A 14292-nucleotide genomic window follows, 5' to 3' on the forward strand; every position below is an offset into this window, starting at 1 on the left:
AATCAAAAAAGCCGGCACATGAAATTCATGTTGCCGATAAAGAAAGATCCGCCCCAGGCGAACGCACCGATTGCCGCGTACGCAATGCTCAATCCGAATTGAGCAACGAAGGCGCGCTGTCGTGATTTGAAGAACGGCGCGCCCAGCAAGAATGCCAAGCCTATCAAGCCGGCGATAACATAAAGTTCCAGTCCGCCATGACATGAGTAATCTCGTCCGATGATTAGGGCGAGAAGGAAAAATCCTAGGCTGGCGATTAGCGGAGGTGAAAATTCAGGCATGAGTCTGTGCATGATGACGTCCGCTCAAACGGGCTGGAGTTGCTGTGAAGCTTCGTCCGAAACGTCCATATGTGCCTTGCGTAGTGACAAGATTTACGCGCATCTTCGTCTTGGCCGACTCCGCCGCGATCGGCATGGCGCCTTGTTCTGCGGGGGCATCGTGGGAGTGCGCGGATAACGCCGCGGAAACCCGACATACCCCGTATTAAGTTGTTGCGTCAAGGGTCTTTTCGCGCTACACTAGCCGGCTTCGGTATGGATACGTCTTTTTATTGGTCCGTACTAATTTTAGTAGTTCAACATATCCCCGCCCAATCGTAGGTGGGAATTGGAGAAAAAATGAGCCTTGGCCTTCTCGGTCGCAAGGTTGGTATGATGCGCATCTTCACCGATGACGGGGATTCGATCCCAGTCACCGTGTTGGACGTATCGAACAACCGTGTTGCGCAAATCAAAACTCCTGAAACCGACGGTTATACCGCGGTTCAGGTCGCATTCGGTCAACGTCGCGCTTCCCGCGTAACGAAGGCTGTTGCTGGTCACCACGCTAAAGCCGGTGTCGAAGCTGGTACTCTGTTGAAAGAGTTCCGCGTTGACGCAGCCAAAGCTGCCGAACTGAAAGCTGGCGACGTTGTTGCCGCTTCCCTGTTCGAAGTCGGTCAGAAGATCGACGTTCAAGGTGTCACGATCGGTAAAGGCTACGCCGGTACCATCAAGCGTCACCACTTTGCTTCGGGCCGTGCTACCCACGGTAACTCCCGTTCGCACAATGTTCCAGGTTCCATCGGTATGGCGCAAGATCCAGGCCGCGTGTTCCCTGGTAAGCGCATGACCGGTCACCTCGGTGACGTCACCCGCACTGTGCAGAACCTCGAAATCGCCCGTATCGATGCCGACCGTCAGCTGCTGCTGGTCAAAGGCGCGATCCCAGGCGCGAAAAATGGCCAGGTGGTTGTATCGCCTGCTGTCAAAGTTAAAGCAAAGAAGGGAGCTTAAACGATGGAACTCAAGCTCTTGAACGCTCAAGGTCAAGCCGCCTCTAACGTAGCTGCCGCCGACACCATTTTCGGCCGTGACTACAACGAAGCCCTGATCCACCAAGTCGTCGTTGCTTACCAAGCCAATGCTCGCAGCGGCAACCGTAAACAAAAAGACCGTGAAGAAGTCCACCACACGACCAAGAAGCCATGGCGCCAAAAAGGTACCGGCCGTGCTCGTGCTGGTATGTCGTCGTCGCCACTGTGGCGCGGCGGTGGTCGCATCTTCCCGAACTCGCCTGACGAGAACTTCACCCACAAAGTGAACAAGAAGATGTATCGCGCAGGTATCTGCTCGATCCTGTCCCAGCTGGCTCGCGAAGATCGCCTGACGATCATCGAAGACCTGACGATCGAAGCGCCAAAGACCAAGCTGCTGTCGCAAAAGCTGACCGGCATGGGCTTTGACTCGGTACTGATCATCACCGACGTCGCCAACGAAAACCTGGAACTGGCATCGCGTAACCTGCCTAACGTACTGGTTGTTGAACCACGTCACGCAGATCCAATGTCCCTGGTGTTCTACAAGAAGATCCTGGTCACCAAAGCTGCACTGGCTAAGATTGAGGAGATGCTGGCATGAGCGCATTGAAATTTAGCGAAGAGCGCCTGATGAAGGTGCTGCTGGCTCCGGTCATTTCCGAGAAGGCCACCATGGTCGCGGAAAAGAACGAACAGATCGTGTTCCGTGTAACCACCGACGCGACCAAGCCAGAAATCAAAGCCGCTGTTGAACTGCTGTTCAAAGTGGAAGTGGAATCGGTGCAGACCGTCAACCGCGAAGGTAAGCAGAAGCGTTCCGGTGCTCACTCCGGCCGCCGCAACCATACCAAGCGCGCTTTCGTGTGCCTGAAGCCTGGCCAGGAAATCAATTTCTCCGAGGAGGCTAAATAATGGCACTCGTTAAGATGAAGCCAACCTCCCCAGGCCGTCGCGGCATGGTGAAGGTTGTGAACCCGGACCTGTACAAAGGTCGTCCGTTCGCAGCCCTGGTTGAGAAAAAATCGAAAACTGCTGGTCGTAACAACAACGGCCACATCACCACCCGTCACATCGGCGGTGGTCACAAGCAGCACTATCGCCTGATCGACTTCAAGCGTCAGAAGGATGGCATTCCAGCGAAAGTGGAACGGATCGAATACGATCCAAACCGCACCGCGAATATCGCCCTGCTGTGCTACGCCGACGGCGAACGCCAGTACATCATCGCAACCAAGGGCATGTCCGTTGGCGATGCAGTGATGAATGGTTCGGAAGCGCCGATCAAGTCGGGCAACTGCCTGCCGATCCGCAACATTCCGGTCGGTACCGTCATGCACTGCGTCGAAATGCTGCCAGGTAAGGGTGCCCAAATGGCCCGTTCCGCCGGCGCCGGCGTGGTCCTGATGGCCCGTGACGGCACCTACGCCCAGGTTCGCCTGCGCTCGGGTGAAGTACGTCGCGTGCACATCGAGTGCCGTGCAACCGTGGGTGAAGTCGGCAACGCCGAACACAGCCTGCGTAAAATCGGTAAGGCCGGCGCGATGCGCTGGCGCGGTGTTCGTCCTACCGTTCGCGGTGTGGTCATGAACCCGGTCGATCACCCGCACGGTGGTGGTGAAGGTAAAACTGCAGCTGGTCGTCATCCAGTGTCGCCTTGGGGCCAACAGACTAAGGGTAAGAAGACCCGCAGCAACAAGCGTACTTCTTCCATGATCGTCTCGCGCCGCGGCAAGAAATAAGGGGTAGCACATGACTCGTTCATTGAAAAAAGGGCCGTTCTGTGACGCCCACCTGGTGAAAAAAGTCGAAGCCGCGCAAGCTGCCAAAGACAAAAAGCCAATCAAAACCTGGTCCCGTCGTTCGACCATCATGCCTGACTTCATCGGCCTGACGATCGCCGTCCACAATGGCAAGCTGCACGTGCCAGTGTACGTTTCCGAGAACATGGTTGGTCACAAGCTCGGTGAATTCGCGCTGACCCGCACGTTCAAGGGCCATGCCGCTGACAAGAAGGCGAAGAAATAATGGAAACCAAAGCTATCCTCAAGGGTGTGCGCTTGTCGGATCAGAAAGGTCGCCTCGTGGCTGACCAGATCCGCGGCAAGAAAGTTGACGCTGCACTCAACATTCTGCAATTCAGCCCAAAAAAGGGCGCGACCATCATCAAGAAAGTGCTGGAGTCCGCCATCGCGAACGCCGAGCACAATGATGGCGCCGACATCGACGAACTGTTCGTAAAAGTCATTTACGTCGAAAAGGGCCCGATCCTGAAGCGCTTCACTGCACGCGCTAAGGGCCGGGGCGATCGCATCTCGAAACAATCGTGTCACATTTACGTGACCGTCGGCAACTAAGGAGCTAAAAATGGGTCAAAAAATTCACCCAACCGGCTTCCGCCTGTCGGTTACCCGTAACTGGGCCTCGCGTTGGTACGCGGGCAACAGCAACTTCGCTTCGATGCTGAACGAAGATCTGAAGGCACGCGCCTACCTGAAAACCAAGCTGAAGAACGCTTCGGTCGGCCGCATCGTCATCGAGCGTCCTGCCAAGAACGCGCGCTTCACGATCTACAGCTCGCGTCCGGGCGTGGTCATTGGTAAAAAAGGCGAAGACATCGAAGTGCTGAAGGCCGCGCTGACCAAGATCATGGGCGTGCCAGTGCACGTCAATATCGAAGAAATCCGCAAGCCGGAAATCGACTCGCAACTGATCGCCGATTCGATCGCTCAGCAGCTGGAAAAGCGCATCATGTTCCGTCGCGCCATGAAGCGCGCCATGCAAAACGCCATGCGTCTGGGTGCCCTGGGCATCAAGATCATGTCGTCGGGCCGTCTGAACGGTATCGAAATCGCTCGTAAAGAGTGGTATCGCGAAGGCCGTGTGCCACTGCACACCCTGCGCGCCGATATCGACTACGGTACCAGCGAAGCTTCGACCACCTACGGCATCATCGGTGTCAAGGTGTGGGTATACAAGGGTGACCGCGCGCCGAACGGCGATGCACCAGTCATCGATACCCCGCCGGACGAGAAGAAGCCACGTGGCCCACGTCGTGACGACGGCAAACCAGCTGGCCGTCCGCGTCCAGCAGGCGCCGGCGCCAAGCCAGCGGCTCCAGGCGCTCGTGTTCGCACTGCCGCCAAGCCGGCCGAGAAAGCAGGAGAATAATCATGCTGCAACCAGCACGCAGGAAGTATCGTAAAGAGCAGAAAGGCCGCAACACCGGCATTTCGCATGGCACCGGCACTTCGGTGTCGTTCGGTGAGTTCGGTCTGAAAGCCGTTGCCCGTGGTCGTATCACGGCACGCCAGATCGAAGCCGCACGTCGCGCCATGACCCGTCACATCAAACGTGGTGGCCGTATCTGGATTCGTATCTTCCCGGACAAGCCAATTTCGAACAAGCCTGCCGAAGTCCGTATGGGTAACGGTAAGGGTAATCCGGAATACTACGTCGCTGAAATCCGTCCGGGCAAAGTCCTGTACGAAATGGACGGCGTAGATGAAGTACTGGCGCGCGAAGCATTCCGCCTGGCCGCTGCCAAACTGCCACTGGCGACCACTTTCGTGGTCCGTCAAGTCGGCCAATAACAGGAGTGAAATATGAAAGCATCTGAACTCCGCGGCAAAGACCAGGCAGCTCTGCAAAAAGAGCTGAATGACCTGTTGAAGGCCCAGTTCGGCCTGCGTATGCAAACCGCTACGCAGCAGCTGAGCAACACTTCGCAGCTCAAGAAGGTACGTCGCGATATCGCACGTGTAAAAACGGTAATGAACACGAAGGAAGCCAAATGACCGAACCAGTAAAGTCGCTCAAGCGCACCCTGATCGGTAAAGTGGTGTCCGACAAGATGGACAAAACCGTCACCGTTCTGATCGAACGTCACGTCAAGCATCCTTTGTACGGCAAGATCATCGTGCGCTCGAACAAGTATCACGCGCACGACGAGACCAACCAGGTGAAAGCCGGTGACACGGTGGAAATCGTGGAAGGTCGTCCGATCTCCAAAACGAAGGCATGGACCGTGACGCGCGTGGTGCAAGCCGCGCAAATCGTTTAATTGATTGTTCGCCTCCGGCTTTCGGGCCGGGGGCGATTTTCAATTAGTTCTTGCAAGCCCGCGAGTTGTATGTAATACTTGCGGGCTTCGTTCATGTAACGCCGCAAAGTGTCTGGCCACAGACGCTGAACCGCGCGGTCAGTAGCAAGACGAAGGTCAAGCACCCAAACAGTGGGCTCTTCATGAGCGCTCTGGCGGGACCAAGACTGACCGCAGGTCCGCATTGTGTGGATTCTTCGGCTTAAGTTGGGAAAGAGAATACTATGATTCAAACTGAAAGCCGGCTCGAAGTGGCTGACAATACCGGTGCCAAAGAAGTAATGTGCATCAAGGTATTGGGCGGCTCCAAGCGCCGTTATGCTGGCATTGGCGACGTGATCAAGGTAACCGTTAAGGTTGCTGCGCCACGTGGCCGTGTCAAAAAAGGTGAAATTTATAACGCCGTGGTAGTGCGCACCGCTAAAGGTGTTCGCCGCCAAGACGGTTCCCTGGTGAAGTTCGACGGCAACGCTGCCGTTCTGCTGAATGCCAAGCTGGAACCGATCGGTACCCGTATTTTTGGACCAGTGACGCGCGAGCTGCGCACTGAAAAGTTCATGAAGATCGTGTCCCTGGCACCGGAAGTCCTGTAAGGAGTCGTAATGGATAAGATTCGTAAAAACGACGAAGTCATCGTTCTGACCGGGAAAGACAAGGGCAAACGTGGCGTCGTTCAGCAGCGTATCGATGCTGAGCATGTCGTGGTTGAAGGCGTCAACGTCGCTAAAAAAGCGACCAAGCCTAACCCAATGACTGGCGTACAAGGTGGTATCGTCGATAAGACTATGCCGATTCACGTGTCCAACGTTGCATTGTTCAATGCAGCGACTGGCAAGGCAGACCGTGTCGGTTTCAAAGAAGTGGATGGCAAAAAAGTCCGCGTCTTCAAATCGTCCGGCGAAGTAGTGAAGGCTTAAGAAATCATGGCACGTCTCCAAGAATTCTATAAAGAAAAAGTCGTCGCTGACCTGACCGCGAAATTCGGTTACAAGTCGGTGATGGAAGTTCCACGTCTGACCAAGATCACCCTGAACATGGGTGTTGGTGAGGCTATCGCGGACAAGAAAGTCCTCGAACACGCTGTCGGCGACCTGACTAAGATTGCTGGCCAGAAGCCAGTGACCACCAAGTCGCGCAAAGCTATCGCGGGTTTCAAAATCCGTGAAGGCTACCCGATCGGTACCATGGTCACCCTGCGCGGCGCTCGCATGTACGAGTTCCTGGATCGCTTCATCACCGTGGCTCTGCCGCGCGTGCGCGATTTCCGTGGTGTCAATGGCCGCTCGTTCGATGGTCGTGGTAACTACAACATCGGTGTCAAAGAGCAGATCATCTTCCCGGAAATCGAGTACGACAAGATCGATGCGCTGCGTGGTATGAATATTTCGATCACCACCACCGCCAAGACCGACGACGAAGCGAAAGCTCTGCTCGCCGCCTTTAAATTCCCGTTCAGGAACTAAGAAGATCATGGCAAAACTCGCACTGATTAACCGTGAGCAGAAACGCGTCGACCTGGCAAACAAGTTTGCTGCCAAGCGCGCTTCGCTGAAGGCCATCATTGATGACCAGTCGAAGTCGGAAGAAGAACGTTACGAAGCGCGCCTGAAACTGCAAGCGCTGCCACGTAACTCGGCTCCGACCCGCCAGCGTAACCGCTGCGCCGTCACCGGTCGTCCACGCGGCACCTTCCGTAAATTCGGTCTGGGCCGTATCAAGCTCCGTGAATTCGCCATGCGTGGTGAGATCCCGGGTATGACTAAAGCAAGCTGGTAATAGGAGAATATGCAATGAGTATGAGCGATCCTATCGCCGATATGCTGACCCGCATTCGTAACGCCCAAGGCGTGCAAAAGACGACCGTGGCCATGCCATCGTCGAAAGTTAAAATTGCGATTGCCAACGTCCTCAAGGACGAGGGTTACATTGAAGATTTCGCCGTAGCCGAAGCTGGTGGCAAAGCGGAACTGAAAATCGGTTTGAAGTATTATGTTGGCCGTCCCGTCATTGAGCGCCTTGAGCGCGTGTCCCGTCCGGGCCTGCGCGTCTACAAGGGCAAAGACGAGATCCCTACTGTGATGAATGGCTTGGGTGTGGCGATCGTGTCGACTCCGCAAGGCGTCATGACTGACCGCAAAGCACGCGCTACCGGTGTCGGCGGCGAAGTTATTTGCTACGTCGCATAAGGAGTTAGACATGTCTCGTGTAGCTAAAATGCCAATCGCTGTGCCAGCTGGCGCTGAAGTCGCCATCTCCGCAGCAGCGATCACCGTCAAGGGCCCGCTGGGCGTCTTGACCCAGGCCCTGAACGGCCAGGTAACGGTGGAAAACAATGCAGGAACCCTGAGCTTTGCCGCCGCTAATGACAGCCGCGAAGCCAATGCCATGTCCGGTACGCTGCGCGCACTGGTCAACAACATGGTCACTGGCGTGACCAAGGGTTTCGAGAAAAAGCTGAACCTGGTTGGTGTGGGTTACAAGGCGCAAGCGCAAGGCGACAAGCTGAATCTGTCGCTGGGCTTCTCGCACCCTGTAGTGCACTCGATGCCAGTAGGCGTCACCTGCGCAACCGCAACGCCGACGGAGATCATCATCAAAGGGATCGATCGTCAGCAAGTGGGCCAAGTGGCTGCTGAAGTTCGCGCTTACCGCTCCCCTGAGCCTTACAAGGGCAAGGGCGTCCGTTATTCGGACGAAGTGGTTAAGATTAAAGAAACCAAGAAGAAGTAACTAGGGGCTGACGATGGACAAGAAAGAATCACGTCTGCGCCGCGGACGCCAAACCCGGATCAAGATCGCGCAACAGAAAGTGAACCGCCTGTCGGTACACCGCACTAACCTGCATATCTACGCGAACCTGATCTCGCCGGATGCCAAAATTCTGGTATCGGCGTCCACGGCAGAAGTCGAAGTGCGCAACGAACTGGCTGGCAAATCGGGCAAGGGCGGCAACGCTGCTGCTGCCGCGATCGTCGGCAAGCGCGTCGCAGAGAAAGCACTGAAAGCAGGGATTACCGAAGTCGCGTTCGACCGCTCCGGTTTCCGTTACCACGGCCGTGTGAAGGCGCTGGCAGAAGCCGCGCGCGAAGCCGGTCTGAAGTTCTAAGGAACGATCATGGCAAAAATGCAAGCAAAAATGGCAAGCGACAAGCCGGATGACGGCATGCGCGAAAAAATGATCGCGATCAACCGCGTGACCAAAGTGGTCAAGGGTGGTCGTATCATGGGTTTCGCCGCGCTGACCGTGGTTGGTGATGGCGATGGCCGCATCGGCATGGGCAAGGGCAAGTCGAAGGAAGTCCCGGTTGGTGTGCAGAAGGCAATGGAAGAAGCCCGTCGCAACCTGATCAAGGTCAACCTGAAGAACGGCACCCTGCAGCACACCGTTACCGGTCGTCACGGCGCGTCGAAAGTAATGATGTCGCCTGCTAAACCAGGTACCGGCGTCATCGCTGGCGGCGCAATGCGCGCAATCTTCGAAGTAATGGGCGTGACCGACGTCGTGGCGAAATCCACCGGCTCGAGCAACCCTTACAACCTGGTGCGCGCCACGCTGGATGGTCTGGCAAAAATGAGTACTCCTGCTGAGATTGCTGCGAAACGCGGCAAGTCGGTAGAAGAGATCCTGGGCTGAGGTGGACATTATGACAACTAAAACCGTCAAAGTACAATTGGTCAAGGGCTTGATCGGCACGCGTGAAGACCACCGTGCCACCGTTCGCGGTCTGGGTCTGCGTCGTGTTAACTCGGTCGCCGAGTTGCAGGACACCCCATCCGTGCGCGGCATGATCAACAAAGTCTCGTACCTCGTTAAAGTAGTTGCGTAAGCCCTCGGGCTTACTCACGGAGAAATCATGGAACTGAATACCATACAACCAGCCGATGGCGCTAAGCACTACAAGCGTCGCGTCGGCCGCGGTATCGGCTCCGGTCTGGGTAAAACCTCGGGCCGTGGTCACAAGGGTCAAAAATCGCGTTCGGGCGGCTTCCACAAAGTCGGTTTCGAAGGCGGTCAGATGCCTCTGCAACGCCGTCTGCCTAAGCGCGGTTTCAAGTCGCTCAACGCCACCTTCAAAGCTGAAGTGCGCCTGTCCGACCTGAACAACCTGGCCGTTGGCGACATCGACATCCTGGTCCTGAAGCAAGCTGGCGTACTGGGCGTGCTGGCACGCGACGTGCGCGTCATTCTGTCCGGCGAGATCACCAAAGCGGTGAACCTCAAAGGCCTGAAAGTGACCGCTGGCGCGAAAGCCGCCATCGAAGCAGCCGGCGGCTCGGTAGCCTGAGTTGACCGCTAACAGCTTGATCGGAGCGAAAATTGGCGACTAATCCACAACTTGCTAAAAGTGCAGCGGCTGGTTTCCCTTGGGGCCGGCTCTGGTTCTTGCTTGGCGCATTGGTGGTTTATCGTATCGGCGCTCACATCCCGGTTCCCGGGATCGATCCGGTACAATTGGCCGCGCTGTTCAAGTCGCAAGAGGGTGGCATCCTGGGCATGTTGAACATGTTCAGCGGTGGCGCTCTCGCGCGCTTCACAGTCTTTGCGCTGGGTATCACGCCTTACATCTCGGCCTCGATCATCATGCAACTGGTGTCGATCGTGTCCCCGCAGATGGAAGCGCTCAAAAAAGAAGGCGAAGCAGGCCGTCGCAAGATCACCCAGTACACCCGGTATTTCACGGTGGTGCTGGCTACGTTCCAAGCGTTGGGCATTGCAGTCGCACTGGAGTCGCAGGCAGGTCTGGTGCTGGATCCAGGCTATGCATTCCGTTTCGTTACGGTCGTTACGCTGTTGACCGGAACCATGTTCGTGATGTGGTTGGGCGAGCAAATTACCGAGCGCGGTCTCGGTAATGGTATCTCGATCATCATCTTCGCGGGTATCGCTGCCGGTCTGCCGGGCGCGCTGGGAGGCTTGGCCTCGTCGGTGAGCAACGGTGCGATCGGCGCGTTCTCCGCGATCATCATCATGATCCTGGTTGTGGCGGTGACGTTCTTCGTGGTATTTGTCGAACGTGGCCAACGCAAGATTCTGGTGAACTACGCGAAACGCCAGGTGGGTAACAAGATTTACGGTGGACAGACGTCACACCTGCCATTGAAGTTGAATATGGCCGGCGTGATCCCACCGATCTTCGCTTCGTCGATTATCTTGTTCCCGGCAACGATCGTGGGCTGGTTTACTACGGGCGCCGATACGGCCAACCCGGTAGTCCGGTTCCTGAAAGATTTGGCAGCATCGATGGGGCCAGGCGAGCCCATCCACGCACTGTTGTACGCCATTGCGATCGTGTTTTTCTGTTTCTTCTATACAGCGCTGGTCTTCAACAGCAAGGAAACAGCGGATAACTTGAAGAAGAGCGGGGCCTTTGTGCCAGGGATACGTCCCGGTGAGCAGACTGCCCGTTACATCGACAAGATCCTGACACGTTTGACACTGGCTGGCGCCATCTACATCACTTTGGTGTGTTTGTTGCCGGAATTCATGCAAGCTGAGTGGAAAGTACCGTTCTACTTCGGCGGCACTTCTCTGTTGATTATTGTGGTTGTTACCATGGATTTCATGGCGCAAGTGCAAAACTACGTGATGTCGCAGCAATATGAATCGCTGCTGCGCAAAGCAAACTTCAAGGGCGGAATTCCGACGCGATAAGCGCGGTTTCATACATACCGAATGGCAAAAGACGACGTCATACAGATGCAGGGCGAGATTCTTGAGAATCTCCCGAATGCAACATTTCGAGTAAAGCTGGAAAACGGACACGTGGTGCTCGGGCATATTTCGGGTAAAATGCGGATGAACTATATCCGCATTCTTCCTGGCGACAAGGTGACGGTAGAGCTGACACCTTACGACCTGAGCCGTGCACGTATCGTGTTCCGGACCAAGTAACTATAAATCGAACCAAGAAGAGAGAGCAAAATGAAAGTTAACGCCTCAGTCAAGCGGATCTGCCGCAACTGCAAGATCATCAAGCGCAAGGGCGTTGTTCGCGTAATCTGCGTCGAACCACGTCACAAGCAGCGTCAAGGTTAATAACCGTTATTTATCGAGGAATAACGAATGGCACGTATTGCAGGGGTTAATATCCCCAATCATCAGCACACCGTAATCGGCCTGACGGCCATCTACGGTGTAGGCCGTCCACGCGCAAAGTTCATCTGCGCCGCAACGGGTATCGCGACCACTAAAAAGGTCAAGGATCTGGACGACAGCGAACTGGAAAAACTGCGCGATGAAGTAGCTAAATTCATCGTCGAAGGCGACCTGCGTCGTGAGCTGTCCATGAACATCAAGCGTTTGATGGATCTGGGTTGCTACCGCGGTATGCGTCACCGTAAGGGCCTGCCGGTCCGCGGTCAACGCACCCGCACCAATGCACGTACCCGCAAGGGCCCGCGCAAAGCCGCTCAATCGCTCAAGAAATAATCTAGGGAAATCACATGGCTAAGCAACAAAGCAGCGCAGCAGCAGCGCGCGTCCGCAAGAAGGTCAAGAAGAACGTTGCCGAAGGTATCGCACACGTTCACGCTTCCTTCAACAACACCATCATTACCATCACCGACCGTCAGGGCAATGCTCTGTCGTGGGCGACCTCCGGTGGTGCTGGCTTCAAGGGTTCGCGTAAATCGACCCCGTTCGCAGCGCAGGTTGCGGCCGAAGCAGCTGGTAAAGTCGCAGTCGAATGCGGCGTGAAGAACCTGGAAGTGCGTATCAAGGGCCCTGGTCCTGGTCGTGAATCCGCAGTGCGCGCACTGAACAACCTGGGCATCAAGATCACCGAGATCCAGGACGTTACCCCAGTACCGCACAACGGCTGCCGTCCTCCAAAACGTCGTCGTATCTAATAGTCGACCAGGCGGCGAAGTTCGCTTCGCCTCCTTCCGACTTGCAGAAATCGCTGGAGCAGGAGACCGGAAACGGTTATACTGCCCGGCTGTTGTCGCCTGTCGAACAACGTTCGGCGGGTTATTCGCATTTTGAGCCACCGTCTGGCCCACCCTGAGGATCAGACTAGCGCCTAACCATCGCATGATGGCTGGGGCGTTATTATTTAAAAAAAGGAAGCATCGTGGCACGTTATATCGGACCTAAAGCAAAACTCTCCCGTCGTGAAGGTACTGACCTGTTCCTGAAGAGCGCACGTCGCTCGCTCGACAGCAAGTGCAAACTGGACGTCAAACCAGGCCAGCACGGCGTGAAATCGGGTGCCCGCACCTCGGACTACGGCAACCAACTGCGCGAAAAGCAAAAAGTTAAGCGTATGTACGGCGTTCTGGAACGTCAGTTCCGTCGCTACTTCGCAGAAGCCGACCGTCGTAAAGGCAACACCGGCGAAACCCTGCTGAAGCTGCTGGAAACCCGCCTGGACAACGTTGCATACCGCATGGGCTTCGGCTCGACCCGCGCTGAAGCGCGTCAGCTGGTATCGCACAAGGCGTTCACCGTGAACGGCCAAGTGGTCAACATCGCTTCGTACGTGGTCAAAGTCGGCGACGTCATCGCTGTTCGTGAAAAGTCGAAGAAGCAAGTGCGTATCGTTGAAGCGCTGTCGCTGGCTGAACAAGTTGGCATGCCAGCTTGGGTGTCGGTCGATGCCAAGAAAATGGAAGGTACTTTCAAGTCCCTGCCAGAGCGCAATGAGATCGCCAACGACGTCAACGAATCGCTGATCGTCGAACTGTACTCGCGTTAATCTGTAGTCTAGTCGTAAAAAACCCGCCCACTCGCTCGAGTGGGCGTTTTCACTAATGCCATCAGCCTTATCGGCCTAACGCGCCGAGGGTATTGAAGAGGACATTTACATGCAAAACAGTCTGTTGAAGCCACGTATTATCGATGTAGAGGCGCTGGGCGCCGGCCACGCTAAAGTAGTGATGGAGCCGTTCGAACGCGGCTATGGCCATACATTGGGTAATGCGCTGCGTCGCGTACTGCTGTCGTCGATGGTGGGCTACGCGCCGACCGAAGTGACGATCGCGGGCGTTGTACACGAATACTCGTCGCTCGACGGCGTGCAGGAAGACGTCGTTGACCTGCTGCTGAACCTGAAGGGCGTGGTCTTTAAAGTCCACAACCGTGACTCCGTCACCCTGACCCTGAAAAAGGAAGGCGAAGGCGCCATCCTGGCCTCGGACATCGATCTGCCACACGACGTGGAACTGATCAATCCGGACCACGTGATCGCTCACCTGACCGCCGGCGGCAAACTGGACATGCAGATCAAGGTCGAAAAAGGCCGTGGCTATGTGCCAGGTAACGTACGCCGCCTGTCCGAAGACACCAACAAGACCATCGGCCGCATCATTCTGGATGCATCGTTCTCGCCAGTGCGCCGCGTTTCCTACTTCGTCGAGTCCGCTCGCGTGGAACAGCGTACCGACTTGGACAAGCTGATCATCAACATCGAAACCAACGGCGTCATCTCGCCGGAAGAAGCGATCCGTCAATCGGCCCGCGTGCTGGTCGATCAACTGAACGTGTTCGCCGCCCTGGAAGGCACCGAAGCCGCCGCCGAAGCACCTTCGCGCGCACCGCTGGTCGATCCTATCCTGCTGCGTCCAGTGGACGACCTGGAACTGACCGTGCGTTCGGCCAACTGCCTGAAAGCCGAAAACATCTACTACATCGGCGACCTGATCCAGCGTTCGGAAAACGAACTGCTGAAGACGCCGAACCTGGGCCGCAAGTCCCTGAACGAAATCAAGGAAGTGCTGGCATCCCGCGGCCTGACCTTGGGCATGAAGCTGGAAAACTGGCCGCCTGCTGGCTTGGAAAAATAACAAATTGGGTGACAGTGCTGGACATCGCGCAGCGATGTTCTGCTCTGTTACCAACTGATTTGCATTTGTCGTACCCGCCCGGCACATGTTGTGCCGGGCGTTATCCCTA

The 14292-nt window shown here is 56.0% G+C and carries 28 protein-coding genes; 27 read left to right on the plus strand and 1 reads right to left on the minus strand.

Features of this window, described 5'->3' with window-relative positions; all coding sequences use genetic code 11:
- Nucleotides 1–2 precede the first annotated feature (2 nt).
- Nucleotides 3–293: a hypothetical protein gene (locus AC07OK_RS25015; RefSeq protein WP_494692826.1), complete on the minus strand. Its 291-nt coding sequence runs from the start codon at nucleotides 291–293 to the stop codon at nucleotides 3–5.
- Nucleotides 294–620: 327 nt separating this feature from the next.
- On the opposite strand from AC07OK_RS25015, the gene rplC reads away from it, so the two are divergent.
- From rplC to AC07OK_RS25150, 27 genes are all read left to right on the plus strand, one after another.
- Complete coding sequence (gene rplC, locus AC07OK_RS25020) at nucleotides 621–1277, plus strand: 50S ribosomal protein L3 (RefSeq protein ID WP_020704370.1); 657 nt, start codon at nucleotides 621–623, stop codon at nucleotides 1275–1277.
- A 3-nt stretch (nucleotides 1278–1280) separates the two neighbouring features.
- Nucleotides 1281–1901, plus strand: coding sequence for a 50S ribosomal protein L4 (gene rplD / locus AC07OK_RS25025; protein WP_026334873.1), 621 nt, complete (start codon nucleotides 1281–1283; stop codon nucleotides 1899–1901).
- Entirely contained in the window at nucleotides 1898–2212 is a 315-nt protein-coding gene (gene rplW, locus AC07OK_RS25030) for a 50S ribosomal protein L23 (protein ID WP_492929564.1), read from the plus strand. The genes rplD and rplW overlap by 4 nt, the downstream gene beginning before the upstream one ends.
- Nucleotides 2212–3039 (plus strand): 50S ribosomal protein L2, encoded by an 828-nt coding sequence (gene rplB / locus AC07OK_RS25035; protein WP_020704372.1) that lies wholly within the window; start codon nucleotides 2212–2214, stop codon nucleotides 3037–3039. The genes rplW and rplB overlap by 1 nt, the downstream gene beginning before the upstream one ends.
- 10 nt (nucleotides 3040–3049) lie before the next feature.
- The gene (gene rpsS, locus AC07OK_RS25040; protein WP_008444295.1) at nucleotides 3050–3325 is read left to right on the plus strand and encodes a 30S ribosomal protein S19; all 276 of its coding nucleotides are present in this window, start codon (nucleotides 3050–3052) and stop codon (nucleotides 3323–3325) included.
- Nucleotides 3322–3654, plus strand: a complete 333-nt coding sequence (gene rplV / locus AC07OK_RS25045) for a 50S ribosomal protein L22 (protein ID WP_173595008.1) — start codon at nucleotides 3322–3324, stop codon at nucleotides 3652–3654. Before rpsS ends, rplV begins: the two co-directional genes overlap by 4 nt.
- A gap of 10 nt (nucleotides 3655–3664) precedes the next feature.
- On the plus strand, nucleotides 3665–4468 hold the full coding sequence (rpsC, locus tag AC07OK_RS25050; RefSeq protein ID WP_217943624.1) for a 30S ribosomal protein S3: 804 nt from the start codon (nucleotides 3665–3667) through the stop codon (nucleotides 4466–4468).
- A 2-nt stretch (nucleotides 4469–4470) separates the two neighbouring features.
- Nucleotides 4471–4890, plus strand: coding sequence for a 50S ribosomal protein L16 (gene rplP / locus AC07OK_RS25055; protein WP_020704376.1), 420 nt, complete (start codon nucleotides 4471–4473; stop codon nucleotides 4888–4890).
- Between the two features lie 12 nt (nucleotides 4891–4902).
- On the plus strand, nucleotides 4903–5094 hold the full coding sequence (gene rpmC, locus AC07OK_RS25060; protein WP_020704377.1) for a 50S ribosomal protein L29: 192 nt from the start codon (nucleotides 4903–4905) through the stop codon (nucleotides 5092–5094).
- Nucleotides 5091–5360, plus strand: a complete 270-nt coding sequence (gene rpsQ / locus AC07OK_RS25065; protein WP_008444314.1) for a 30S ribosomal protein S17 — start codon at nucleotides 5091–5093, stop codon at nucleotides 5358–5360. The genes rpmC and rpsQ overlap by 4 nt, the downstream gene beginning before the upstream one ends.
- A 263-nt stretch (nucleotides 5361–5623) precedes the next feature.
- A complete protein-coding gene (rplN, locus tag AC07OK_RS25070; RefSeq protein ID WP_008444317.1) occupies nucleotides 5624–5992 on the plus strand; it encodes a 50S ribosomal protein L14 in 369 nt (122 codons plus the stop codon).
- Between the two features lie 9 nt (nucleotides 5993–6001).
- Nucleotides 6002–6316 carry a 50S ribosomal protein L24 gene (gene rplX / locus AC07OK_RS25075; RefSeq protein ID WP_008444319.1) on the plus strand — a complete coding sequence of 105 codons (315 nt, stop codon included), beginning with the start codon at nucleotides 6002–6004 and terminating at the stop codon, nucleotides 6314–6316.
- Nucleotides 6317–6322: 6 nt separating this feature from the next.
- Nucleotides 6323–6862, plus strand: coding sequence for a 50S ribosomal protein L5 (gene rplE / locus AC07OK_RS25080; protein ID WP_008444321.1), 540 nt, complete (start codon nucleotides 6323–6325; stop codon nucleotides 6860–6862).
- A 7-nt stretch (nucleotides 6863–6869) separates the two neighbouring features.
- On the plus strand, nucleotides 6870–7175 hold the full coding sequence (gene rpsN / locus AC07OK_RS25085) for a 30S ribosomal protein S14 (protein WP_008444324.1): 306 nt from the start codon (nucleotides 6870–6872) through the stop codon (nucleotides 7173–7175).
- Nucleotides 7176–7189: 14 nt separating this feature from the next.
- Complete coding sequence (gene rpsH / locus AC07OK_RS25090; RefSeq protein WP_008444325.1) at nucleotides 7190–7585, plus strand: 30S ribosomal protein S8; 396 nt, start codon at nucleotides 7190–7192, stop codon at nucleotides 7583–7585.
- A gap of 10 nt (nucleotides 7586–7595) precedes the next feature.
- On the plus strand, nucleotides 7596–8129 hold the full coding sequence (gene rplF / locus AC07OK_RS25095; protein WP_217943625.1) for a 50S ribosomal protein L6: 534 nt from the start codon (nucleotides 7596–7598) through the stop codon (nucleotides 8127–8129).
- 13 nt (nucleotides 8130–8142) lie between these two features.
- Complete coding sequence (gene rplR, locus AC07OK_RS25100; protein WP_020704378.1) at nucleotides 8143–8505, plus strand: 50S ribosomal protein L18; 363 nt, start codon at nucleotides 8143–8145, stop codon at nucleotides 8503–8505.
- Between the two features lie 9 nt (nucleotides 8506–8514).
- On the plus strand, nucleotides 8515–9033 hold the full coding sequence (rpsE, locus tag AC07OK_RS25105) for a 30S ribosomal protein S5 (RefSeq protein ID WP_026334874.1): 519 nt from the start codon (nucleotides 8515–8517) through the stop codon (nucleotides 9031–9033).
- Between the two features lie 10 nt (nucleotides 9034–9043).
- On the plus strand, nucleotides 9044–9226 hold the full coding sequence (gene rpmD, locus AC07OK_RS25110; RefSeq protein WP_036623375.1) for a 50S ribosomal protein L30: 183 nt from the start codon (nucleotides 9044–9046) through the stop codon (nucleotides 9224–9226).
- A gap of 27 nt (nucleotides 9227–9253) precedes the next feature.
- The gene (gene rplO / locus AC07OK_RS25115) at nucleotides 9254–9685 is read left to right on the plus strand and encodes a 50S ribosomal protein L15 (RefSeq protein WP_116992806.1); all 432 of its coding nucleotides are present in this window, start codon (nucleotides 9254–9256) and stop codon (nucleotides 9683–9685) included.
- Nucleotides 9686–9717: 32 nt separating this feature from the next.
- Nucleotides 9718–11052 carry a preprotein translocase subunit SecY gene (gene secY, locus AC07OK_RS25120; protein ID WP_494692827.1) on the plus strand — a complete coding sequence of 445 codons (1335 nt, stop codon included), beginning with the start codon at nucleotides 9718–9720 and terminating at the stop codon, nucleotides 11050–11052.
- Nucleotides 11053–11073: 21 nt separating this feature from the next.
- Entirely contained in the window at nucleotides 11074–11292 is a 219-nt protein-coding gene (gene infA / locus AC07OK_RS25125) for a translation initiation factor IF-1 (protein ID WP_005663428.1), read from the plus strand.
- Between the two features lie 30 nt (nucleotides 11293–11322).
- A complete protein-coding gene (rpmJ, locus tag AC07OK_RS25130; RefSeq protein WP_005663407.1) occupies nucleotides 11323–11436 on the plus strand; it encodes a 50S ribosomal protein L36 in 114 nt (37 codons plus the stop codon).
- A gap of 27 nt (nucleotides 11437–11463) precedes the next feature.
- Nucleotides 11464–11829 (plus strand): 30S ribosomal protein S13, encoded by a 366-nt coding sequence (gene rpsM, locus AC07OK_RS25135; protein ID WP_020704383.1) that lies wholly within the window; start codon nucleotides 11464–11466, stop codon nucleotides 11827–11829.
- 14 nt (nucleotides 11830–11843) lie between these two features.
- Nucleotides 11844–12248 carry a 30S ribosomal protein S11 gene (gene rpsK / locus AC07OK_RS25140; RefSeq protein ID WP_008444339.1) on the plus strand — a complete coding sequence of 135 codons (405 nt, stop codon included), beginning with the start codon at nucleotides 11844–11846 and terminating at the stop codon, nucleotides 12246–12248.
- A gap of 224 nt (nucleotides 12249–12472) precedes the next feature.
- Entirely contained in the window at nucleotides 12473–13096 is a 624-nt protein-coding gene (rpsD, locus tag AC07OK_RS25145; RefSeq protein WP_008444341.1) for a 30S ribosomal protein S4, read from the plus strand.
- Between the two features lie 109 nt (nucleotides 13097–13205).
- A complete protein-coding gene (locus AC07OK_RS25150) occupies nucleotides 13206–14183 on the plus strand; it encodes a DNA-directed RNA polymerase subunit alpha (protein ID WP_008444343.1) in 978 nt (325 codons plus the stop codon).
- The last annotated feature ends 109 nt before the right edge of the window (nucleotides 14184–14292 follow it).

It is taken from the genome of Duganella sp. GW821-FHT07G03 (assembly GCF_059418605.1).